Source organism: Acinetobacter bouvetii DSM 14964 = CIP 107468 (genome assembly GCF_000368865.1).
GTDB classification, from domain to species: domain Bacteria; phylum Pseudomonadota; class Gammaproteobacteria; order Pseudomonadales; family Moraxellaceae; genus Acinetobacter; species Acinetobacter bouvetii.
This window is the reverse complement of sequence record NZ_KB849726.1, coordinates 254,745-278,291: the sequence shown is the minus strand read 5'-3', so window position 1 is coordinate 278,291 and position 23,547 is coordinate 254,745. Positions and strand designations below refer to the sequence as shown.

The 23,547-nt window shown below is 47.1% G+C and carries 14 protein-coding genes and 1 tRNA gene; 6 read left to right on the top strand and 9 right to left on the bottom strand.

Features of this window, described 5'->3' with window-relative positions:
• The first annotated feature begins 1 nt into the window (after window position 1).
• Window positions 2-511, top strand: a complete 510-nt coding sequence (locus F941_RS04265) for a hypothetical protein (RefSeq protein WP_005008241.1) — start codon at window positions 2-4, stop codon at window positions 509-511.
• Window positions 512-880: 369 nt separating this feature from the next.
• Window positions 881-2,506 (top strand): NAD+ synthase, encoded by a 1,626-nt coding sequence (locus F941_RS04260; protein ID WP_005008239.1) that lies wholly within the window; start codon window positions 881-883, stop codon window positions 2,504-2,506.
• A 246-nt stretch (window positions 2,507-2,752) separates the two neighbouring features.
• On the opposite strand, the gene F941_RS04255 is transcribed toward F941_RS04260, so the two are convergent.
• Window positions 2,753-2,829, bottom strand: a tRNA-Met gene (locus tag F941_RS04255).
• A 181-nt stretch (window positions 2,830-3,010) separates the two neighbouring features.
• On the opposite strand from F941_RS04255, the gene F941_RS04250 reads away from it, so the two are divergent.
• Both F941_RS04250 and F941_RS04245 read left to right on the top strand, forming a co-directional pair.
• Entirely contained in the window at window positions 3,011-3,406 is a 396-nt protein-coding gene (locus F941_RS04250; protein ID WP_005008237.1) for a hypothetical protein, read from the top strand.
• Between the two features lie 305 nt (window positions 3,407-3,711).
• Entirely contained in the window at window positions 3,712-4,152 is a 441-nt protein-coding gene (locus F941_RS04245) for a universal stress protein (protein WP_005008236.1), read from the top strand.
• A 48-nt stretch (window positions 4,153-4,200) separates the two neighbouring features.
• On the opposite strand, the gene F941_RS04240 is transcribed toward F941_RS04245, so the two are convergent.
• The 3 genes from F941_RS04240 to F941_RS04230 form a co-directional block, all read right to left on the bottom strand.
• Window positions 4,201-4,521 (bottom strand): MGMT family protein, encoded by a 321-nt coding sequence (locus F941_RS04240; protein WP_005008234.1) that lies wholly within the window; start codon window positions 4,519-4,521, stop codon window positions 4,201-4,203.
• Window positions 4,522-4,593: 72 nt separating this feature from the next.
• Complete coding sequence (locus F941_RS04235) at window positions 4,594-13,830, bottom strand: BapA/Bap/LapF family large adhesin (protein WP_005008233.1); 9,237 nt, start codon at window positions 13,828-13,830, stop codon at window positions 4,594-4,596.
• Window positions 13,831-14,235: 405 nt separating this feature from the next.
• On the bottom strand, window positions 14,236-15,735 hold the full coding sequence (locus F941_RS04230; RefSeq protein ID WP_005008231.1) for a cation:proton antiporter: 1,500 nt from the start codon (window positions 15,733-15,735) through the stop codon (window positions 14,236-14,238).
• A 227-nt stretch (window positions 15,736-15,962) separates the two neighbouring features.
• Between F941_RS04230 and F941_RS04225 the strand changes: the two genes are divergently transcribed.
• Window positions 15,963-16,517 (top strand): hypothetical protein, encoded by a 555-nt coding sequence (locus F941_RS04225; RefSeq protein WP_005008228.1) that lies wholly within the window; start codon window positions 15,963-15,965, stop codon window positions 16,515-16,517.
• A gap of 77 nt (window positions 16,518-16,594) precedes the next feature.
• Here F941_RS04225 and ypfJ read toward each other — a convergent pair whose 3' ends face one another.
• Both ypfJ and F941_RS04215 read right to left on the bottom strand, forming a co-directional pair.
• Window positions 16,595-17,500 (bottom strand): KPN_02809 family neutral zinc metallopeptidase, encoded by a 906-nt coding sequence (gene ypfJ, locus F941_RS04220; protein ID WP_005008226.1) that lies wholly within the window; start codon window positions 17,498-17,500, stop codon window positions 16,595-16,597.
• Between the two features lie 33 nt (window positions 17,501-17,533).
• The gene (locus F941_RS04215; protein WP_005008224.1) at window positions 17,534-18,478 is read right to left on the bottom strand and encodes a DUF808 domain-containing protein; all 945 of its coding nucleotides are present in this window, start codon (window positions 18,476-18,478) and stop codon (window positions 17,534-17,536) included.
• Window positions 18,479-18,668: 190 nt separating this feature from the next.
• Here F941_RS04215 and trpS point away from each other — a divergent pair, with 190 nt between their 5' ends.
• Window positions 18,669-19,682: a tryptophan--tRNA ligase gene (trpS, locus tag F941_RS04210; RefSeq protein ID WP_005008222.1), complete on the top strand. Its 1,014-nt coding sequence runs from the start codon at window positions 18,669-18,671 to the stop codon at window positions 19,680-19,682.
• 160 nt (window positions 19,683-19,842) lie between these two features.
• Here the strand turns inward: trpS and F941_RS04205 are convergent, their stop codons facing one another.
• The 3 genes from F941_RS04205 to lysS all read right to left on the bottom strand — a co-directional run bounded on the left by F941_RS04205 (window position 19,843) and on the right by lysS (window position 23,352).
• The gene (locus F941_RS04205) at window positions 19,843-20,100 is read right to left on the bottom strand and encodes a hypothetical protein (RefSeq protein ID WP_005008219.1); all 258 of its coding nucleotides are present in this window, start codon (window positions 20,098-20,100) and stop codon (window positions 19,843-19,845) included.
• 16 nt (window positions 20,101-20,116) lie between these two features.
• Window positions 20,117-21,586, bottom strand: a complete 1,470-nt coding sequence (locus F941_RS04200; protein WP_005008217.1) for a capsule assembly Wzi family protein — start codon at window positions 21,584-21,586, stop codon at window positions 20,117-20,119.
• 236 nt (window positions 21,587-21,822) lie between these two features.
• A complete protein-coding gene (gene lysS / locus F941_RS04195) occupies window positions 21,823-23,352 on the bottom strand; it encodes a lysine--tRNA ligase (RefSeq protein ID WP_005008214.1) in 1,530 nt (509 codons plus the stop codon).
• Window positions 23,353-23,547: the final 195 nt, after the last annotated feature.

The window sequence follows — 23,547 nt, the reverse complement described above, 5'->3', positions numbered from 1 at the left end:
CATGTTCAATTTTCTGCCGCTCTTGATTCGACTTTTAAAGCTGGAACGCTTTAAATGCCGCGGGCTGACGCCTGGCGAGATTGCGCTGTGCCAAAGCGTTTTTGGCGGCCTGATTGACTACTCCAAAGTCAAAGTGATGAACCATCCGTATTTGCCGTGGCAGCCCAGGCATATTGTGATGGCGCCCAGCGGCAATATTCACGCCCGTTCGCCCTGCTTCAGCAATGACTATTCATTGGAAAGCCTTTCCTATCAAGGGCTTTTTATTCACGAAATGGCGCATATTTACCAGTATCAGCAAAACATCAATGTCCTGCTGCGCGGCGCATTGCTGCAAAGCGCTTTCTTTTTAAGTTTCGGCAAATACAATCCCTATGCATATCGGCTTCAGCCCGGTAAAAAGTACTTTGACTACAATATTGAACAGCAGGGAGATATCGCCCGTGATATCTTTTTTAAGCGCATTCGCAACATGATCTTGTCCCCCGAGGACAGGCGGCCGCATCCATAGCATTTTTTCTTCTATCCACTCCGATCTTTCAGCCTTTATCCACCTGAAATTTTCATCCTTGAGCGCTATTTTTTTAATAAATTTAACCCAGTAGCTGCAGCAGCACCGCGATTGGCATAGTTCCTGCTCATATTCGATTTAAAACCTTTGAATTGGCTCTAGCATCTAAGTCAATTTCAGCTAAAATAGCCTCAGGTCTGAAATGCTTTACAAAGCGCAAGAAGATTTTTATATCATCGCTTAAATGATGTTTTTTAAGCCTTTATGGCTGTATTTTTAGTATCAAAATGCACTCTGCTGAATAATACTCATAATAAAAATCAGTTTTTTAGTGCATTCACCCCCCTATAGGAATAGGATTTAGTTGGAATGAATAGTTTTAAAATTGCGCTTGCCCAATTCTCTCCACATACTGGCAACTTGATATCAAATGCCGAAAAAATGCTGGAGCAGGCAAATCAAGCGAAAAAACAAAATGCCGATATTATTGTTTTTCCTGAACTTTCTACTTTAGGTTACCCAGCAGAAGATCTTTTGCTGCGCCCAAGCCTCAGCAAACGCACTCAGCAGGCTTTTGACAAACTGGCAGAAATTAAAGACATCGTTTTAGTCTTCGGTTTTGTCAATCAAACAGCAGACGGCCAGCGCTATAACGCCGCTGCCGTCATGAAAGACGGTCAGGTTCTGGGCATCTACAACAAGCAGAATTTGCCGAATTACAGCGTATTTGATGAAAAGCGCTATTTCACTGAAGGCCATCAGCATTTGGTCTTTGAATACCTCGGCCACAAATTTGGCGTGCTGATTTGTGAAGATGTCTGGGCGCTGCCAACGGTGCAGCAATTGGCGCAGCTGAATGTTGAAACGGCATTGGTGCTGAATGCATCGCCTTATGAAGTCGGCAAACCGCAGCACCGCATTGAAACCATGTCAGCTTTGGCCAAACAAATGAATTTGAACTTGGTTTACTGCAACCAAGTCGGCGGTCAAGATGATTTAATTTTTGACGGCACCAGCTTCGTGATAAGCAAAGACGGTGAAATTGCACTGCAAGCGCCGAGCTTCAAAGAAGATTTGTATATCGCTGAATATGATGCGGGGCAAAAAGCATTTATCAAAGGCGCCATTACCCCTGTCATGGGCACCATGGCTGAAATTTACCAAAGCCTGGTACTGGCAACCCGTGATTATGTACAGCGTTCAGGCTTTTCAGGCGTGATTTTAGGCTTATCCGGCGGCATTGATTCAGCTTTGACCTTGGCGATTGCCGCCGACGCAATTGGCGCTGATAAAGTGCAGGCGGTGATGATGCCCTATACCTACACCGCGCAAATCAGTGTTGAAGATGCGGCTGAACAGGCGAAGAACATGGGCGTGACTTTCGGCATTGCCGAAATCAACCCGATTGTGTCCGGCTTCATGCAGACACTTTATCCGTTCTTTGGTAATGCGCCCGCTGATGCAACCGAAGAAAACCTGCAGGCGCGTTCACGCGGCACTTTGCTGATGGCGCTGTCAAATAAATTCGGAAATTTGGTGCTGTCTACCGGCAATAAATCTGAATTGTCGGTCGGCTACTGCACCCTGTACGGCGACATGGTTGGCGGCTATGCGGTGCTGAAAGATGTATATAAAACCATCGTGTTTGAGCTGGCAAAATACCGCAACAGCATTTCAGAAACACCGGTGATTCCTGAGCGTGTGATTACCCGCCCGCCTTCTGCGGAACTTCGCCCAGATCAAACTGATCAAGACTCTTTGCCTGCTTATGATGTATTGGACGCCATTTTATATGCCTACATTGAAGAAGACATGAGCCAAGATGACATTATTGCCAAAGGCTTCGATGCAGAAGTGGTTGCCAAAGTCATCCGCTTAGTCGATTTCAATGAATACAAACGCCGTCAAGGCGCAATTGGCCCGCGCATCAGTTCACGCGCCTTTAGCCGTGAACGCCGCTACCCAATCGTCAATGGCTGGAAACCCGGTATTTAAGCCGCATTTATTAAAAAGCCCAAACTGAAATTTGGGCTTTTTTATGGCGGATGCTTTTCATCTTTGCCTCTGGCAAGCCTGCCAGCAGCAGAGATATTTAAGCCGCCTTTTTTGCTGTATTATTCATTCACTATAAGGACATGAATTCGCATACAGCGAAACATTAAAACATGATTTGAAGAATACTCTGCGGTACTTTTCTTCAGACAAAAAAAGAGACCAAGCTGAGAGCTTGGTCTTTTAAAATGGTGGCTATGACGAGACTTGAACTTGTGACCCCCGCATTATGAGTGCGGTGCTCTAACCAACTGAGCTACATAGCCTTAAACTGTGTGCGCATTATCTAAAGTTCAGCAGGCATCGTCAAGCTTTTTTCTGCAGAAATGCACAGACTTTAATCAAGCCCGCATCAAGCTGCTAAAAAATAAGCAGCAAAGTGATTTTTTATGGCGATTTTCACATTTTTATTTAAAAATTACACAGTTATTCCAAAGGTGAAAAACATTGAAAAAGACCATTTTATTAAGCTTAGTGCTGAGCCTTGGCGGCTGCCAGCTCGTTTCCCCTATTTTTGTCGATTACAATGGCGTACGCATGGATGCTGCAAAATGGATTAATAGCCAATCACTGCTCAGCATGCAGCAGAAACGCAGCCTTGCACAGCTGAGCAAAGCACAGCAGCAGCTGCGTCATTACAGCGATCAGGATGGCCCGACACGCCTTGCAATTGCCAAGCAAAACCAAATTGCACTGCATTGCGCCCATTTGTACCTCAGTGAAAAGAAAATTTCCCAGCTGCAGCAGCAGCTCTTTGGCGATGAAAAGCAGCAAATATTAGCGTTTTATCAAGAAAATGCGCCAATGATAAAATTAGATGAAAAATCAATTCAATGTGAATAGGCCCGTTCTAAGCAGGCCAAAGCAAGTCTTTGGACTGCTTTTTATTTTCCTAGAGCCAGCTCAATAAAAAAACATACTTAAACTTTAGTTAAATAAAATATCAGCAATACATTTCAGCAACAAACTGTACACAGATAAGTCATTAATATTCTTTGAATTATTTGATAATCTTTAAAATATCCGTATGAATTTGCTAGGTTTTCTTTCATTTTGTTTCGCGCTATGATCAAGCTGAGGCTGTTGTTTTATATACAGTGAGCAGCATGTGCCTGCTCTAAAAATGCTGAAAAATAAGGAGAATTATTATGTCATTTCAAAATATTGTAGTCCCTGTAGACGGTTCCGAAACTTCTCTTGCCGCCGTGGCAAAAGCGACTGATTTTGCTAAAACATTTAACAGTAAAATTACCGTCGTTCAAGTCATGGTGCTCGATCCGTATATCGCGGCTGAATATATTTCTGCAACGCAAACCAATGACCTGATTGAACGTGCGCGCACATCGATTGTGGATAATTTAAGTGCCGTCAAGTCTAAATTAGCGGCGCAGGGCATTGATGTTGAAACGAAACTGCTTGAAGGGCAAACAGTGCATACTGAAATTGTCAAAGCAGCTCAAGATGCTCAAGCAGATCTGATTATTATTGGCTCTCATGGCCGTACAGGGCTGAAGAAATTCTTCCTCGGCAGTGTTGCGCAAAGCGTCTTGGGTTCATCTGACATTCCTGTCATGGTTGTCCGCAAATAAATCATTGCTATGTCCAAATACGGTCTTGCAGGCACTGTCTTGCAAGACTCACCCTTTCCATTGATATTTTTTCAAATCAATTTTTCCGGCGATGACGGCTACACCTTCCGCCAATAATTTCTGCTGCTGCACATTAGCCCCATCATCATCCAACTTGCCTAGGCCGATTTTCCCTTGGCTGTTGATCACCCGATGCCATGGCAAATCTGCGCCTGCATCAAGCTGTTTCAGCACGTAGCCGACCAAGCGCGCATGCTGAGGCAACCCCGCCAAACGCGCCACTTGACCATACGATGCCACCTGCCCCCGCGGAATCAAGTCAACCACAGTCAGGATCTGCTGCGCAAGTTCGTCACTGTGCTTTGCCATATAATGCTTTTGCGCCTAGAAATGAATAAGAGAGCCTTAAGGCTCTCTTATTGTTGCACCATCGCGGTAAAATTAGAACACCAGATGATTGTTATCCAGCAACTCCTGCAGGCCAATGTCGGTGTTTTTCAGTGTCAGCAGTTCCACCTTATCATGCGCTTTAGCAGACAGGCCGTCACGGTCAATGCTGATGACGGTATTGCCTTTCCCATCGCCAGCAACAGAAATAAACTGGCCAATATTGCTCTTATCGGCACCCTGCCCTTGCAGCAGCTGACTGACGTCAATCTTATCGCCTTGCGCTTTGCTGAAGTCCGCCCATGTATCATGGCCATTGCCGCCAGCAGCATCTGAGCTGTTCAGCACTTTGAAAATGATGGTATCTGCGCCCGTTTTGGCATTAAATACATCATTGCCAGCTGTACTGGTGATCACATCATTGCCTGTACTTGCAGTAAAATTCACACTGGCTTGGATGCTCAATGTAGCAGTAGACGCATCACCATTTGGCGCAGCCAGCTTGTAGGTAAATTCTTCTGAATGGCCCGAAAGCGCTTTTGCATCGGTGGCCGTATACGTATAGCTGCCATCCGCTTTCAGGTTCAGTTTGCCGTATTGCCCTTCAATCTCAGTTCCCGTGCTCTTCACCGCGGTGTAGGTCAAACCGCCATCTTTCGAGATATACAGATCTGTGTATTTAGAGGCCAGCGTATCTGTGCCGTGGCCGTCATTGTCACTGAAGATATTGCCCTTGCTTTGCACCGCGGCAGATTTCACCGTAAAGTCATCCAGATCAATCACGCTGCGGCTGATGGTCGCGTTAACACTGCCAAAGATGCTGAAGCCCTTGTTTGTAATGGCCTCAACAATATATTCACCGGCTTTTAATCCGTTCAAATTCAAACTGTTTCCATTTGGCAGCAAGGTAATAATATCGATCAGCGTTGAGGCGCCAGTTGTTGCAATCAATTTATGCGCTTTGTCATAGATATTGACCACTGTTCCGCCCAAGAAGGATGCGAGCTGAACCGAACCAAAGCTGATTTTCACATCTTCAATGGTGCCGTCAGCAACCGTCAGTTTGGTTGAGCCGGACTTCGTTCCGCCCGCGCCTATGGCCCAGCTATAGCTGATAGAGCCGGCTTTTCCGGCCGTGACTGTATTTGATGCATCAACGCCAATGAAGTCCTTGTTGTCTGTCGCTGCGACCGTAGAAGCATCCTCTTTTGGATGGCTGTCATTCCAGTTCAGCGCCAGATCACTCTGTGTGCCAATATGAATGATCAGCTCTGCCGTACTTTCTTTTCCGCTGGCAGGATCTCTGACGGTATAGCTGAACACGTCCGCTTTACCGATTACCGCCACATCTGCTTTTGGCGCATAGCTGTAAGACCCGTCCTTCTGGATGGTTAAGCTGCCGTAAGCGCCGTCAATCACCGTGGCGCCATTTACCGCTTTGCCGTTTACACTGCTGATGACCGAACCCGCAGGAACGCTGTCTTTTCCATATACCGAATCAGTATCGCTGATGACGTTTCCAGTTGCCTCAGCAGTCCCGCTCACCGCCGGATTGACCGAAGTATCAAATACTTTCAGCGACAGATTTGCGCTGACTGAGGTGAATAGGCCAATCGCCGATCCGCCAACAAATTCAAACTTATAATTGCCCGGCTGAAGATTATTGGCGCGCACTGCAGCGCCTTCTCCAAATAGTCCAAAAATATCCAGCAATCCAGAATCTTTATTCGATGCAATCAGCTTCCAGCTGCCATCTGCATCCATTTGGAACAAACGCATTTCCGCTTTATCAAACAGATTCACCAATGAGCCTGTTTTTACACTGATCGTTGCTTCTCCAATTTCCTGATCGCCTACATTGAAATAGCCGGCATGTGTTTTCGTGCCGATATTGACCGCATCAAATACATTGAAAAGCTTCGATGTGCGGGTTTCTTCAACGGGGTAGATAAAGTTCACATTTGCAGTAACTAAATTATCTGCAGCATCCATTGCAATGCTTTGTGCAGTCAACGCTTTCGGATCAGATTCGCCGCCCTTATCCCGCGCAGTCACCAAAATCTGCTGCGCATCTGTTAGCGCTGAAGGAAGCTGAATACTGAAGTGTCCTGCTGAATCCGCTTTATCCTGCGCCAAAATCGTTTTGCCGTCTGCAGCATAGACGGTGATTTCAGCAAAAGCCTCTGAATGGCCTGTAACATTTTGCCCTTGAGCATCCAAGGCGGCTTCAGGCGCTGCTGGCGCATACAAATCAGGGGCAATAGCAGGAGCAGCCAGAGATTCGCCGCCTGGGTCTTTTGCCGTGACTTTAACAGCTTCGCCATCCACCAAAGCAGGATTCAATGCAACGGTATAACTGCCATTGGCATCGGCCTTACCAACAGCCAGCACAGTCGTGCCTTTGCTGCCGCCATAAACCGTAATTTCCGCATTGGGCTCTGTAGATCCTGTTACGGCTTTGCCATCCGCCGTCACTTGAGCTGCAGGCGCATCTGGCGCATAGAGATCAGGCGCAGATGCCATTTTCGGCAATGACTCGCCTCCAGGATCTTTTGCAGTCACTTTAACGCTTTCACCATCCACTTGTGCAGGATTCAGGCTGACTGTGTACCGGCCAGAAGCATCAACCGTGCCTTTGCCCAATACCGTTTTTCCATCAGTACTGTAAACAGTAATCAATGCTCCCGGCTGCGCCTGACCAAATACTGTTGCGCCATCATTCTGATTCACTTCTGCTGTCAGCAATCCCGGCACAGTGGTATCGGTTAAATCATCACTTGCATGGCCTTTATTGCCTGCCTGATCTGTTGCTGTGGCTGTGTAGGCGCCTTCAGCCGCCAGCGCTGGAACTGATGCCGTGAATGTGCCGTCCGGATTGACCGTGACTGGAATGTCTTTGCCGTTCGGATCTTTCACGGTCACTGCCGCACCCGGTTCTGTCTTGCCGCTCAGCGTTGCCGTGCCGTCTGGATGTGACTCAACATTGAATCCGTCAATTTTCGGCGCAACTGCATCTTTCAGCTCTTCCACTGCTGTACCGCGGTTGCCTGTCTGATCTGTTGCTGTGGCCGTGTAGATGCCTTCAGCTGCCGGCGCAGGAACTGATGCCGTGAATGTGCCGTCTGGATTGACCGTGACTGGAATGTCTTTGCCGTTCGGGTCTTTCACGGTCACTGTCGCGCCCGGTTCTGCCTTGCCGCTCAGCGTTGCCGTACCGTCTGCATTTACTGTGACTGTCAAACCGTCAAGCTGAGCTTGAGTATCCACTGTCAGCGGTGTCGAGGCTTTATCACTCACATTGCCTGCGCGGTCTTTGGCTGCCGCTTCTACAGTATAGTCACCATCTGCAAGCGCCTTCGCGCTGTATATCCAGCTGCCTTGAGCATCTACAATGCCTGCGCCTGTTTCAACAACATTGCCAGCCTTGTCTTTCACTGTCACAGTGACCGTTGAACCCGCTTCTGTTTTTCCGCTGAAGCTTGGAGCCGCATCTGCAGCTGTGCCAGCTTGATCAATTTCAATCTCCGGCTTCACCGTATCAATAATGAAATCTTTATACGACGGAGCGCTGACGAGGCCGCTCGCATCGGTAGAAATCGCTTCAAGCGTAAACAAGCCATCTGCCAAAGGTTTAGATGGCGTAAATGTCCAGCGCCCGGTTGCTGTATCCAGTTTCGCTAAACCCGAATCAATCAGCTGATTTGAAGAATCATAAATATGGATTCTGACTTCAACACTTTTCGTGGATGTGCCAGAGAACGTTTGTGATGGATTATTCGTTGCTGGCGGCAATGGCGCAGCAGCCAGCATTGTGCGTGCAGCGAACATTGCAACTGGCGCGGCAAATGATGCTGCAAAGAAATCAAAGTCATCAATCCCAACTGTCGGCGGAATAATATCGCCGCTGGCATCTCCTTTCAGACCTTGATTGCCAGCTTGATCCTGATAGGAACCGGCATCAATGGCAAGTTTTACAAAGTTGGTCACACCTGAAACCGCGGGCTGAACTTTTGCGGTCCACAGCGTATCTGATACTTTCACAAAATCAGTTAAAGTGCCGCCTGTAACGTTAACGTCTGCTGCATCAAAGTTGAATACTTTTTCACTGAAAGTGAATTTAACCAAGCCATTCTCATCTAAACCAATCGTTACTGCCGGCGCGGTGCTGTCGATGCTTGGCACGCTGATATTATTCGCACTGCTGCCTTTGCCCGCATTGCCGGCGAGGTCGCTGTAGCTGCCGTCGGCAACTGTGACGGTTACTGGCGCCGAAGCACCCGTGCTGCCGTCTGCAATCACCTGGCCTGTCCAGCTGCCGTCCGCCTGCTGGCTTAAGCCGCTGACGGTGCCGCCTGACACTTGCACATCTGATGCGTCAAAGCCTGTTACCGCTTCGCTGAAGCTGATGCGGAAGCTGCCGTCCGCATCCAGCGTCATGGCCGAAACAGGCGCAGTGCTGTCAACACTTGGCACAGTTTGCGATTGGGACGCCGCCTGGCCTGCATTGCCCGCATGGTCAGTATATGATCCTGCCGGAATCGTGACATCCACTTGCGCGGCGGCGCCTGTGCTGCCGTCTGCAATCACCTGGCCTGTCCACGTGCCGTCCGGCTGCTGCGTCAGGCCGCTTAATGTGCCGCCTGCAACTTTCACATCCGATGCATTAAAGCCTGTTACCGGCTCACTGAAGCTAATCATCACGTCGCCATTTGGCGCAATGATGATGCTTGCTGCCGGCGCAGTGCTATCAATGCTCGGCACGCTGACATTATTCGCGCTGCTGCCTTTGCCTGCATTGCCGGCAAGGTCGCTGTAGCTGCCGTCGGCAACCGTGACCGTCACTGGAGCCGAAGCGCCCGTGCTGCCGTTTGCCGTTACATGGCCTGTCCAGCTGCCGTCCGCCCGCTGGCTTAAGCCGCTAACGGTGCCGCCCGAAACTTGCACATCTGATGCGTCAAAGCCTTTTACCGCCTCGCTGAAGCTGATGCGGAGGCTGCCGTCTGCATCCAGCGTCATGGCCGAAACGGGCGCTGTGCTGTCAATGCTCGGAACCACTTGAACTGCTGTTGAGCCTTTGCCAGCATTGCCTGCAAGGTCAGTATAGCTGTTGGCTGCAACTTCAACGGCAATGCTTCCCGCTGCGCCAGTAGTGCCATTGGCAGCGACTTTGCCTGTCCAAGTTCCATCAGCCTGTTCTGTTAAGCTGATCAATGTGCCGCCCGCCACTTTCACATCCGATGCATCAAAGCCTTTCACCGGTTCATTGAATGAAATGACAATATCGCCATCCGCGCTTAATTGAATAGATGATGACGGCGCTGTGACATCAATGCTTGGCACAGTTTGTGACTGTGCAGCGGCTTGACCTGGATTGCCCGCATGATCTGTATATGCACCTGCAGCAATATTGAGTTCAACTTTTCCAGGTGTGCCTGTTGGATCATTTGACACAGCATGGCCTTTCCAAGAGCCGTCTAGCTGCTGTACTAAATCAAGCAATGTGCCGCCTGCGATTTTCAAATTGGATGGCTCAAAATCTTTGACGGGCTCACTGAATGTTACTGTCACATTGCCACTGGCATCGACTGCAATTGATGCGGATGGCGCTGCCGTATCTGCGCTTGGTACTGTTTGTGACTGAGATGCTGATTGACCTAAGTTGCCTGCATTATCCGCATATGAGCCTGCAGGAATACTGACATTTACTTGCGCTGCAGCGCCTGTGCTGCCGTCTGCAATGACTTGGCCTTTCCATATGCCGTCCGCCTGCTGCGTCAGGCCGCTTAATGTGCCGCCTGCCACTTGCACATCCGATGCGTCAAAGCCTGTTACCGGCTCGCTGAAGCTGATGGTGATTTCGCCATTTGGCGCAATGCTGATGCTTGCCGCCGGCGCGGTGCTGTCTGCACTAGGAATATTCTGAAATTGAGACGCGGCTTGGCCTGGATTGCCTGCCAAGTCTTGATATGAACTTGCATCAATGCTGAGTTCGACTTTGCCTAATGCGCCAGTCGAGCCGTTTGCCACCGCATGGCCTTTCCAAGAGCCGTCTGCCTGCTGCACCAAATCAGCCAGTGTGCCGCCCGCAACTTTGACATCCGATGCGTCAAAGCCTTTCACCTCCTCGCTGAAGCTAATTATCACTTCACCATTAGTCGCAATGCTGATGCTTGCTGCTGGCGCGGTGGCATCTACACTTGGAACCGTTGCATAAATAAATCCGCCTTTGCCGGCATTGCCTGCGAGATCCGCATAGCTGCCGTCCGCAATAGAAACGACAACACTGCCAGGCAGGCCTGTATTTCCATAGGCTGCCACTTTACCTGTCCAGCTGCCGTCCAGCTGCTGGCTCAGGCCACTGACGGTACCGCCATCCACTTTGACAGCAGTGGCATCAAAGCCTTTCACCGGCTCATTGAAGGTGATGGTTAAATGACCATTTGCATCTAAAGCTAAAGTTGGCGCAGGGGCTGTCGTATCCAGGCTAGGCACAACTGCAGAAACTGATGCAGCTTGCCCTAAATTGCCGGCCAAATCTGCATATGCCCCAGCTGAAATAGATATTCCGACTTGAGCTGAAGCGCCTGTAGCACCATTTGCGGCAACATGGCCTATCCAGCTGCCGTCTGGCTGCTCGGTTAAATCCAGCAGGTTCCCGCCCGCAACTTTAAGATCTGAAGGTTCAAAACCTTTGACCGGTTCACTGAAAACTACCGTCACCGCGCCATCTGTAGCTACTGAAATAGATGCAGATGGCGCTGTTGTGTCAAGACTTGGCACATCCACACTTGCAGAAACAGCACCTTTGCCTGCATTGCCGGCAAGGTCAGTATAGCTGCCATCTGCAATTTTTACAGTTACACTGCCTGATGCGCCGGTCTTGCCGTCCGCCGTCACGCGGCCTGTCCAGCTGCCGTCTGCCTGCTGAACCAAATGAGTTAATGTGCCGCCTTGTACCGTGATACCTGATTGATTGAAGCCTTTAACAGTTTCACTGAATGAAATTATCACGTCGCCATTTGGGCTAACCGTCAATACTGACGTGGGCACTGCAGTATCAATTTGCGCTGATGCACTGACATCTGCTGTAACATTGCCTGCCTTATCTTTTGCATTGGCTGTGATCTGATAAGCGCCATCGGCCAGATTTGCGCTGAGGGTATATTTCCATGTGCCGTCTGATGCAACTGCCGCTTTTCCTGTTTCAATGACAGTTCCAGCCGCATTCACCACTTTCACTGTCACTGCAGACGCCGGCTCATTGACCTTGCCTTTCACATCTGGGGTCGCATCATTGCTTAAGCCAACATCTTGAATTTCAATAATTGGCGATTGAATATCCACAATAAATGCTTTGGCTGCCGGCTCACTTTGGTTGCCTGCCACATCTTTTGAAATGGCTTGAAGCATGTAATAGCCTTCTGCCAAATCATGCGATGGCGTATACGTCCACTTGCCAGTTGCTGTATTTAATTTTGCCAAGCCTGAATCCACCGTTTTGCCAGTTCCATCCTGCAAATAGATCATGACTTCAATACTCTTGGTTGATGAACCAGAGAAAGTCGGCTTGATTTGATTGGTCTGCGGCACAGTTGATGCAGTTGCGCTTGCAGCGCTCATCAGCATGCGGGATGCCGCTGCAGCAAATAAATCATTGATATCTACCGTTGGAGGCACAGTATCAACTTTTAGGTTTGGATCTGCTGCAAAAGCGCTATTTCCCGCCGCATCAGTGGCAGTGGCCGCCACAGTATAAGCGCCATCTGCAAGCGATGCTTTGGGCGTATATGTCCAGTTGCCGTTTCCATCCACTGCTGCATTGCCGGATTCCACGGTATTGCCGCCAGCATCTTTGATTTCCACTTTGACCGCCGCGCCTTTTTCAGCAGCGCCTTGAATGGCAGGAGTATTATCATTGGTTGGTTTAAGCGGCTCAATCGAAACGGCAGGTTTCACAGTATCTACCGTTAAGCCGCTGCCTAATGCTGTATCTGTATTTCCCGCCGGGTCAGCAGCAGTGGCCGCCACGGTATAAGCACCATCTGCAAGCGGCGCTTTGGGCGTATACGTCCAATTGCCATTTCCATCCACTGCTGCATTGCCGGATTCCACGGTATTGCCGCCAGCATCTTTGATTTCCACTGTGACTGCTGCGCCTTTTTCAGCAGCGCCTTGAATGACAGGAGTATCATCATTGGTGAGTTCAAGCGGATCAATTGAAACAGCCGGTTTCGTGGTATCTACCGTTAAGCCGCTGCCCGATGCTGCCGATTCATTGCCGGCAGGATCTTTCGCTTTTACTTCTACGTCATATTCGCCTTCAGGCAACGGATTCTTTGGCGTATACGTCCAGCTGCCGTTAGCGTCTACAGCACCTTTGCCGCTGTCAATCACATTGCCGCTTTGATCTTTGATGACAACGTCGATTTCAGACTCCGGTTCACTGGTTTGCCCTGAAATCACCGGTTTACTGTTATTGATTTCACCCAGATCATCAATACTGACCGCTGGAACTTTCGTATCTACAGTGAAATCCAAAACATCCGATTTTGGCCCTTCTGCGCCGTTCACTGTTTGCGTGACCGTAATTGAATGCGCGCCGTCCAGCAGTTCTTTTGGAACTTCAACACTCCATGTGCCGTCTGCTTTCGCTGTCGCCGAAGCAATCACTTGTCCAGCATCATAGACCTTAATTGCTGCACCTGGCTCTGCACCGCTGCCGGATACCACAGGGGTTTTGTCATTGGATACATCACCTGATGCGAGCTTGCCGATCTTTGGCGCAGCATTATCCGCAACTTCAAAAGCGGCGAGTTTTTTAGGCGCCGCCGCTGGCTGAGCATTGCCCGAGTCATCGGATGAACCGCCGCCGCCGCTGGCTGCCGCGCCAATCAGGCCGGCACCGCCTGCGCCCAGCGCCCAAGGCAAAATCACGCCCGTTAAGGAATCTTTATACAGCAGCGGCTCAATTTCACTTAATGGCTGATATTGAATGACATCCCCAATTGCGCCTGTTCCATCGGTAAATTTTGCCCAATACAAACTTCCGTCTTCACCCTCAAAAACCAAGCTGTTGTCTGGATTTGCCATGTTGAAATAATTTTCAACAACAATGACTTGACCATTTTTTAAATTAATCATTATGCTGTCGCCGCTGCGGGTAATCGAGGCAACATCTTCTTTGGGGATTTTAACAACAACAACTGAATTTTCAGATAGGCTCACAGTATTGGAATCAACCTGATTCAGCAGCGTGTGGCTTTCCTTCGCGATCACAGAAATTTGCGTCATAGCTAAACTCTCTATTTCTTTTAATAAGGTCTTATGAAGTTCTATTTTTTTTAACAATTTGTTTTATTTAATAATTTATTTAAATACAAATCATTAGCAACATTTTTTAATTGTGTGTTTTATATCACACTTTTTTTGTATTGCTAGCATTGCTTGAAAGCGGTCATTTTTTTACTTGCATCTTCATATTTTATTTTTCAAATTCACAATAAATAACAAACACTTGTTTTTGCGATTCACTTCACGCTATTTTTTGTAAACATACGGGTTTTTTGACTCCTTCCGCACCTGCTGCATGAGCCTGCCCTATCTGCAGCACCAATTGAAGATAAAAAAGCGGAATCCCTCTTCAGGAATTCTGCCTGTGCACCATGCAGGATGCTTGCGAATCCGCCATTTGCCTTTTTAGAAGTTATCAGGGTGTTCCAGCCTTTTCACTTCCTGCACCCGTTCAGGATTATGCACGGCCGCTACACCATCATCCGCTTTTTCATCAATTAAACTTTCCGGCTTATATACAGTAATATTTTCATTGCCAAACGCATCTTCCCCGACAATATACTGAAAGCCTTTGCGGTTCATTTTATGGCACATGCGCTGATACCAGCCTTTAAAGCCTTGTGTTTCTTCATTCGGGTTGTGATAAAACGCATTCATCACCGCTGGCAGGCCTAAGCCGCAGACAATGCCTGACAGCAACACCGAAATAAAAGTATAGCCAATTAAAATACTGCTGTATGCACTCAATTCAGGCACGTTGGCCACCGCTAAAATCAGCGCCAGCGAAATACCGCCGCGCACCCCGCCCCAGGACAAAATGGCTAAACTACCGTTATAGCTTTTATGGCGGAAACTGGGGAAAAATGCGAATGACAGGTAGTTGGCCGCAAAACGTGAAGCATGCAGGATAAAGAACGCCACAATGCCGCCTAAAATCAGGCTGACGCTGAGATCGAGAATGAACAGTTCTAAGCCAATCAAGGTAAATAAGAACGAATTGATAATACCTTCTACCGTGTGCCAAAAATGATTTATTTCGCGGATTTCACGCGCTTCTAAAATTTCCTTCCAGCGGTTGCCAACAATCAGGCCGCCAATGACGCAGGCAATCGGCGCAGACGCATGTGCAAACAGCGCCACTAAATACGAACCGCAGGCCAATAAAGCGGTGGTTAAAATCAGTGATTCCATTTCATGCTTGCCGCGCAGCAGGCGCAGAATCGCTTGCCCAAATCCCCAGCCAATGATGACAGCCACGACAATTTCATACAGCAGCGTTTTCAGCACGCCGAAAACGGTGACATGCGCGCCTTGCAGCACATTCATCAGCGTCATGAACAAGGCAATACACATGGCGTCATTAAACAGGGATTCGCCTTCCAGTTTCACGATCAAATGATGCGGCGCGCGTACCGAACTCAGCACGCCTTTAATGCCAATCGGGTCAGTTGCGCCTAAAGCCGCACCCAGCAGCAGCAGCACCAGCAACTCTACAGGCTGGCCCACCAAGAACTGATAGCCGTACAACGCCAAGCCAAAAAACGTTGCGCAAAGCACTAAAGCAATACTGGCTAAAATACTGATAGGTTTCCAATAGCTGCGTAAATCAGAAACTTTAAACTTCAGCGCAGACGAAGTCAGAATGAAACAAATGACACCATTAATCAAAAAGTCATAAAAATCAATATGTCGGACAGCTTCTTCAATATTGTGGATATTGATGGTAATAAATTGATTGCCATTCAGCAGGCTGGCGCCCCACTGTAAAATAAACACGAAAATCGCAGAGACCAGCGGCACGCCGATGGCTTGCGGAAAGTCTAAAATCCGCTTATTAAAAATCGTCGTTGCAATGGAGAGTGCAAAAATGACTGTGAAGACCTGTAAGAAAAAAAAGTTTCCCATTCTGTATCCAATTCTGTGCTGCGCGCTATAGCGGGGAATTCACGCAATTATTCAAAAAATAAATGATTTCGCAAATGTCATTTATATTTGAAATATTATACTGAAAGTATAAGCCTCGGCATGTATCAATTAAGTTTATTTCACAAATGCATGCATTGCGATAACATAGCGCTTCATGCAGAATTTTTATGCATCCGCTCTAACTTTATACTGTCTGTGCTTTTCTTATGCATCATACCATTAAGCTTATTTTCCGCATTTGCTTTGCCGCCGTTATTTTTATGGTGACAGCAGCCTTAATTTTAACCTGCCTGGCGAAAAGCAATGAAATTTTTCGGGCAGAACAAAATTTTGCGCAAGCGAAAAAAATACATGTGCAATCCACAGCCAAAGAACAGCTGGTGCTGCTGTCCAATAATCAAAAACCGGATCAGGCTGTATATATTGCGATTGCGCAAAATGGCTATATCGCCAAAACCAGCTGCGCGCACTATCCTGAAATCTGCATTGATGACTATAACCAGCAGCAAACCCGTCAAATTCATGATGCCGATTTGATTCATGCGGGAAATTTTTATTATATTCAAAAGGTAAATTACACTGACAGCCGAACCCAGAAGCGACAGTCGCTCCACTACCCGGACTCGCAGATTCGGCAGTTTTATGCTGCTGATATTTCCAATCTGAAATATGTGGTTTTTGGCATAGGATTATTTGCCTTGGCCGCCCTGTATGTCAGCATCCGCATATTGCGCAATTTAAATAAATTCATTCATAAATAATTTAACGCAGTCCTTTGCCAAGGCTGCAAAAAAAAGAGGATATTTTTATCCTCTTTTGATCCGTTCATTTTCAAAAATCAGCTTGAAGCCTGAAAAGTATCGCAGCTGTCAATTTTTCCAGATTTAAGGCCCGTCTCAAACCATTGCATGCGCTGCTGGCTGCTGCCGTGGGTAAAACTGTCTGGCACAACTTGCCCCGTTGCGCTTTTCTGCAAATAGTCATCGCCAATTTTATGCGCAGCATCAATCGCTTCTTCGACATCACCCGGCTCTAGGAACTGCGTGCGCTCCTGATTTTTATTGGCCCAGATGCCGGCAAAACAGTCTGCTTGCAGTTCTAAGCGCACAGACAGCTGATTGGCCTGAACCTTAGACACTTGCGCCTGCGCTTTCTGCACCTGAGATGAAATGCCCAGCAAATTCTGCACATGATGCCCAACTTCATGAGCCACCACATAGGCCTGAGCAAAATCGCCGGCCTGATCCTGACGCTGCAGTTCAGTCTGATTCTTTTCGCCGCCAATGCCCATCTGTGTTCGCATATCCTTAAAGAATGCGGTATCAATATAGACTTTCTGATCCGTTGGGCAATAAAACGGGCCCATTGCCGACTGCGCTGTGCCGCAGCCCGAGTTGACTGCGCCATTGAACATCACCAGTTTAGGCGCTGCGTATTGCGCATTCAGCTGCGTTTTAAAAATTTCAGACCAGGTATCTTCCGTGTCCGCCAAAACCGTTCCGACAAAATCCATGGCTTCCTGCTGTTCCGGCGTCGGATTATCCAGTCCTTTCACTTCCGCTGAAGATGCCTGCTGGGTGGCCTGTTTCGTCGCTTGATATGCCTGCTGCGGGTCTGCGCCAAAAAATTTCCACGCGACAAATGCAACCACTAAGCCCAAAATACTGATGCCGCCGGCTTTGGCTCCGCCGCCGCCGCGGCGGTCTTCAACATTGCTGCTTACCCTTCGGCCTTTCCAGCGCATAGTGATCTTCCTTATTTTTAAATTCCGCTGCTGTCAATGTGTTTCATCAGATGAGGCTTTATTGGATTTTGGCCAAATTTTCTGAATTAAGGCAACAATCAGCAGGACAATCAAACCGGCTGCAAAGCCAGTGACCAAGTTAATCAAGGTCGGCGTTAAAGCGCCGACAATGCTTCCAACCGTAGGGATATGCTCTGCATAATCTACAGAACCTTCAATCAAATGATGCAGCTGCGGAACACCATGCGTAATGATGCCGCCGCCCACTAAAAACATAGCAATGGTGCCGACAATGGTCAGCAGCTTCATCAACTTAGGTGCAAATGCAAGCAAACCGCGGCCAATGGCCTTTTTAGATTCAGAGGCTTGCTGTGTTAAATATAGCCCCAAATCATCAATTTTCACAATCATGGCCACAAAGCCATAGACACCTACCGTCATCACAATTGCAATCACCGACAAGACCATCACTTTGCTGGTAAATGCCGCCGTCGCCACAGTCCCCAATGAAATCACCACAATTTCAGCAGATAAAATAAAATCCGTCCGTATAGCGCCTTTGACTTTTTCTTTTTCAAATTTCACCAGATCGGTTTCAATTTGCTGCATTTCCTGACTGGCGACATCTTCGGTCTGGGCTTTTTTATGCTGCAGGCTGTGCAGCACTTTTTCTACACCTTCATAGCACAGAAATAAGCCGCCAATCATCAATAATGGAGTAATCAGCCACGGCGCGACCACGCTGATCAGCAATGCGGCTGGCACTAAAATCAATTTATTGACAAATGAGCCTTTTGCTACCGCCCAAACAACAGGCAGCTCTCGCTCAGAACGCACGCCGCTGACCTGCTGCGCATTCAAAGCCAAATCATCCCCTAAAACGCCCGCCGTTTTTTTGGCGGCCATTTTACTCATTACAGCAACATCATCCAGCACTGTCGCAATATCATCTAAAAGCAATAAAAGGCTGCTGGCCATTGTTATTTTTCCTGGTCATTTTTCTGCAATTCTAATGTGTTTTAAACTTTTATATTGTATTTACTTGATTAAATCATGGATATTTTTCATCTGCGATTTATTGTGACTGACATATTAAAAAATAATGCCGTACAATGTTGCCATTCTTTGAGAAACCTAAGCAGCGCTGGCTGCTATTATGGAATAAATAATGAGCAATCTAGATAATCGTCCAGTGATTTTGACTGGCGACCGTCCAACTGGACAACTTCACCTTGGTCACTTTGTCGGTTCTTTACGTTCACGCGTAGGTTTACAGGATTCTCACCATCAGCACCTTCTGCTGGCTGATGCTCAAGCGCTGACAGATAATGCGGATAACTTTGAAAAAGTCCGCCGCAATATTATTGAAGTCGCAACGGACTATTTGGCCGTTGGCATTGATCCTGAAAAAACAACAATTTGCGTTCAATCTTGTTTGCCGGCGTTAAACGAATTGACCATGCTGTATTTGAACTTTGTGACCGTGTCACGCCTGGAACGCAACCCAACGATTAAATCTGAAATTCAAATGCGCGGCTTTGAGCGCGACATTCCAGCAGGTTTTTTATGCTATCCGGTGGCGCAAGCAGCCGATATTACTGCATTTAAAGCGACTGTCGTGCCTGTCGGTGAAGATCAGATTCCAATGATTGAACAGACCAACGAAATCGTGCGCCGCCTGAACCGCCAAATTGGCCGTGATATTCTGCCTGAATGCAAAGCGCTTTTATCCAACGTAGGCCGCCTGCCCGGCTTTGACGGCAAAGCAAAAATGTCTAAGTCATTAGGCAACACCATTGTGCTGGATGCATCTGACAAGGACATCAAAAAAGCGGTAAATGCGATGTATACCGATCCAAATCACTTGCGCATTGAAGATCCAGGCCAAGTTGAAGGCAATGTGGTCTTTACCTATTTAGATGCCTTTGACACCAATAAAGAAGAAGTTGAAGAACTGAAAGCGCACTACCGCCGCGGCGGATTGGGTGACGGAACGGTGAAAAAACGCCTTGAAGGCGTGCTGAAAGAATTGATTACGCCGATTCGTGAACGCCGCATGGAACTTGCCAAAGATCCGGATTACATCATGGATATCCTAAAAGCAGGTACAGACAAATGCCGCGACATCACACAGCAAACTTTAGATGAAGTGAAATCCGGTTTAGGTGTGTTCCACTTCTAAATCGCTGCTCACCCGCATTCACGGTTTGTAAATAAAAAAGCCTTTCTTTATGAAAGGCTTTTTTATTTAGATATGCTTAAGCAATGATTACGAAACACAGAGATATAAGTCACAAAAATTACCATTTACTCACATTGATTAACACATATTAACCTGAATGCTAATGAAATGACTCATCGTTCATCTTAAAATGATCCCAAGTTTTAAGAAAACTTGAAGTCATACATTTCTCCTTTGCCGGATCTGTGAAAGCAGATTCGTTGTTATACGCAATGAAAACCCCAATCATTGCGTATTTTTTTGCCTTAAATTCAGCGCTCCCGCTTACTGTTGCGATATCCAATACCTGATTGTCTATAAATAGATGAAAATCACCCCAATAATAATCCCAGCTTAAGCTGGGATTATTGTTTTGCATCATCGCCGCATGTAAATTAGTAGCTGAACAGCCTCTTATCTAAAGGCAGTTCGATCCCAATTGAAGCGCCGGCATCATTGCCTTGCCGATCCGAATCACTTACCCAGCCATTCAGCTTCAATGGCAAATCCGGACGCAGATAATGCGTCCAGGTTAAATCCAAGGCTTTGATTTCATCTGCTGCCGGAAAAGCCGCATTAATTTTCCGCACATCCGGCCGGCTGTCGACGCCTGACATTTTGGCAAACAGCACACGGCCATTGACACGGTTCATTGGATCGATACGGATATTACCGCCGACAGACACCATTTGACCGTCACCGCCCATGGCATGGCCGAGCGGATAGCCGTGCTGATAATATCCATCAGTATAAATATGATGATTATAAGAAATACCGCGCGCTTCGCCATTGGTGCGGGTGTCCGCCCACTCGGCGTACAGCTGATATGGCATTGCCTTCACAGCTGATGAATAATCCACACCCGCTAAATACATTTTTTTGGACGGCAAACCGCCCGCCTCATCTTCACCTGCATATTGGCCATATACGCTTGCCGGCACTTGCAGCAAGGGCTGTAAATTCAAACGGCCATCAAAGCCCGCAATTTGGTTTGAAGCATTTTTCTCTCCGCGGCAGCCTTGATCGCTACATTCATTATCTTTGCCAATAAATGCATTCCAATAGGCTTTAGCGCTGCCTGGCTGCCCCTCGCCATCTATTTGGAAAGTACGCGAAGCGCCTAATTCCAAATATGGCAATGGTTGAGCCGTAATACGCAAACCAATCAAGTTCGCATCAGGCACAGCTTTATAATCATCTAAGCGCCCAGCAAATGCTTGGTACTGCCAAGGCCCAACCCAAGATAGCCACTTCGTTTCAAATGCATTCTGGTCTGCACGCTGTAAAGTCACACCATACACTGGTCGGCTGGCATCTCCGCGGATTAAGCTGCCGTCATGACCCGGTCCCCAATAGCTTGGTATTTGTCCAGCAATCAGCCATTGGTTCCATAATTTTCCAGCTAAATAAGAGCCTTCTAAATTTACATCCTGATCATTGTCTATTTGCGGATCTTTTTCTGCATTGGCGCGCAATTTAACATCCCAGTTTTCAGCACCTGCATTAAACTCTAATGCGCCTTGATATTGAGCCTTTTGATGATCGCCAAAATTCTGCGGAATGTTTTTTTGATCAGACTCGGCGAACAGCTCAGCCTTGATCATTGCATTGTCAGCATTCAGCTTATTTTGCACGGCCTGCATCACTTTCTGCTGTGCCGCAGTATCCACTTGCGCTTGAGATAAAGCACGCGCAATTTCATCACCGCTCATTGGCCATGTTGAGGTGCTGATTTGAATCACACCCTGCTGATTCAGCCAGTTTAAATCTGAACGGAGCGCTTCATCATTCAGAACAATGCCTTGCGCCCAAGTAGACTGAACAGCCATAGCAAGAGCCAATGCGGATAAGACTTTTCTCTTCATGCGTTATATAAGATCACGATCATTCAATATAATTGTGTACTATTTTCATGATTTTTAACCTAAACATTGCATTTTAATTTATTTAATTACACAATAAATACAAAATAACACCAAAAATACAATAACTTAAAAATAATTTATTTCTTTATTTTTTAACAAATGGTTAAATTAAACCTAAAATCCCACCACTAAAAACAAAAAAACCCGCACTTGGCGGGTTTTTTAGGACTTAATATTTATACATTTTTATGGCGCATGTGCGGGAACAAAATCACATCACGGATACTCGGCGCATTCACAAACAGCATCACCAAACGGTCAATACCAATGCCTTCGCCTGCTGTAGGCGGCAAACCGTATTCCAGCGCTTCAATAAAGTCAGCATCATAATGCATCGCTTCATCATCGCCTGCATCTTTCTCTGCAACTTGCGCTTGGAAACGCTCTGCTTGATCGATTGGATCATTTAATTCCGAGAAGCCATTGGCCAGCTCACGGCCGCCAATAAAGAATTCAAAACGGTCCGTAATGTGCGGATTGTCATCATTACGGCGCGCCAATGGCGAAGTTTCCGCAGGATACTCCGTAATAAATGTCGGCTGACGAAGCTGGGTTTCAACCGTTTCTTCAAATACGATTGTTTGCAATTTACCCAAACCAAAACCTGGCTTTACTTGCTCTTTCAATTCTTCTTTGATGAATTTTGCAAGGAATTCGCGGTCAGCCACATTTTCTGGCGTAAATGTTGGGTTATGTTCAAGAATCGCATCAAACATAGAAATTTTCTTGTATGGTCCTTTAAAGCTATACACTTCTTCGCCATACGGCACATCTGTAGAACCTAGGATGTCGATTGCCAGCTTCTCAAGCATGCTTTCAGTCAAAGCCATCAAGTCTTTGTAGTCTGCATACGCTTGGTAGAATTCAATCATGGTGAATTCCGGGTTATGACGGGTCGAAACACCTTCATTACGGAAGTTACGGTTAATTTCGAAGACACGCTCAAAACCGCCCACAACCAAACGCTTTAAATACAGTTCAGGTGCAATACGCAAGAATAATGGCATATCCAAAGCATTGTGATGTGTTTCAAATGGACGCGCAGATGCGCCGCCCGGAATCACATGCATCATTGGCGTTTCAACTTCCATGAAACGTTCATTAGTTAAATAGTTGCGGATACCAGACACAACTTTTGCGCGGATTTCAAAAGTTTTACGTGTTTCTTCGTTCACAATTAAGTCTAAATAACGCTTACGGTATTTTACTTCGGTATCCGTCAAACCGTGGAATTTGTCTGGAAGCGGGCGAAGTGATTTAGTCAGCAATTCAAAATGCTCAATATGAACATACAGATCGCCTTTACCTGAACGGCCGATATAGCCTTGAACCGCGATAATATCGCCAAGGTCTAAACTTTTTACAGTTTCTAAAACGTCAGGCGCAAGTTCTTTGCGCGGCACATACAGCTGAATGCGGCCGGTCATGTCTTGGATCACAATGAATGAACCGCGGTTCAGCATCACACGGCCGGCTACTGAAACATGAACTGGCTCGCCGGCTTCAATTTCTTCTTTTGATTTTTCAGCGAATTGATCCTGCAAGTCCTGAGCATAATGCTCACGCTTGAATGTATTCGGCCAAGGGCTAACGCCAGTTTCCTTTGCGCGGTCCTGAATTTGCTTTAATTTGGCATGACGCTGTGCAATTAAATCGTTTTCGGAAATGTGTTGTTCAGAAGTCGATTGAGCGTTATTTTGCGTCATCTCTGCCTCGAATAGATTAAATAAAATTGGAAGTCGCATAGCATAGCAGAAATACATCAAAATTCGAAGGCAATCCAATCATTTCAATTGCAATTCTGCGCTTGGATTGCAGCCAGATTTCTGCAAATTCATTCATCCCCAAATTCTTTAGCATTGCCTTGCAGCAGATCGATTTTTATTGCCTGCAAAGCCAGC

Bases quoted from the DNA above. Each gene is read 5' to 3' on its own strand.
- F941_RS04215 (WP_005008224.1), bottom strand. From the start codon at position 18,478: ATGGCCAGCAGCCTTTTATTGCTTTTAGATGATATTGCGACAGTGCTG.
- F941_RS04225 (WP_005008228.1), top strand. From the start codon at position 15,963: ATGCATCATACCATTAAGCTTATTTTCCGCATTTGCTTTGCCGCCGTT.
- F941_RS04200 (WP_005008217.1), bottom strand. From the start codon at position 21,586: ATGAAGAGAAAAGTCTTATCCGCATTGGCTCTTGCTATGGCTGTTCAG.
- trpS (WP_005008222.1), top strand. From the start codon at position 18,669: ATGAGCAATCTAGATAATCGTCCAGTGATTTTGACTGGCGACCGTCCA.
- F941_RS04245 (WP_005008236.1), top strand. From the start codon at position 3,712: ATGTCATTTCAAAATATTGTAGTCCCTGTAGACGGTTCCGAAACTTCT.
- F941_RS04205 (WP_005008219.1), bottom strand. From the start codon at position 20,100: ATGCAAAACAATAATCCCAGCTTAAGCTGGGATTATTATTGGGGTGAT.
- F941_RS04260 (WP_005008239.1), top strand. From the start codon at position 881: ATGAATAGTTTTAAAATTGCGCTTGCCCAATTCTCTCCACATACTGGC.
- ypfJ (WP_005008226.1), bottom strand. From the start codon at position 17,500: ATGCGCTGGAAAGGCCGAAGGGTAAGCAGCAATGTTGAAGACCGCCGC.
- F941_RS04235 (WP_005008233.1), bottom strand. From the start codon at position 13,830: ATGACGCAAATTTCTGTGATCGCGAAGGAAAGCCACACGCTGCTGAAT.
- F941_RS04265 (WP_005008241.1), top strand. From the start codon at position 2: ATGTTCAATTTTCTGCCGCTCTTGATTCGACTTTTAAAGCTGGAACGC.
- lysS (WP_005008214.1), bottom strand. From the start codon at position 23,352: ATGACGCAAAATAACGCTCAATCGACTTCTGAACAACACATTTCCGAA.
- F941_RS04240 (WP_005008234.1), bottom strand. From the start codon at position 4,521: ATGGCAAAGCACAGTGACGAACTTGCGCAGCAGATCCTGACTGTGGTT.
- F941_RS04230 (WP_005008231.1), bottom strand. From the start codon at position 15,735: ATGGGAAACTTTTTTTTCTTACAGGTCTTCACAGTCATTTTTGCACTC.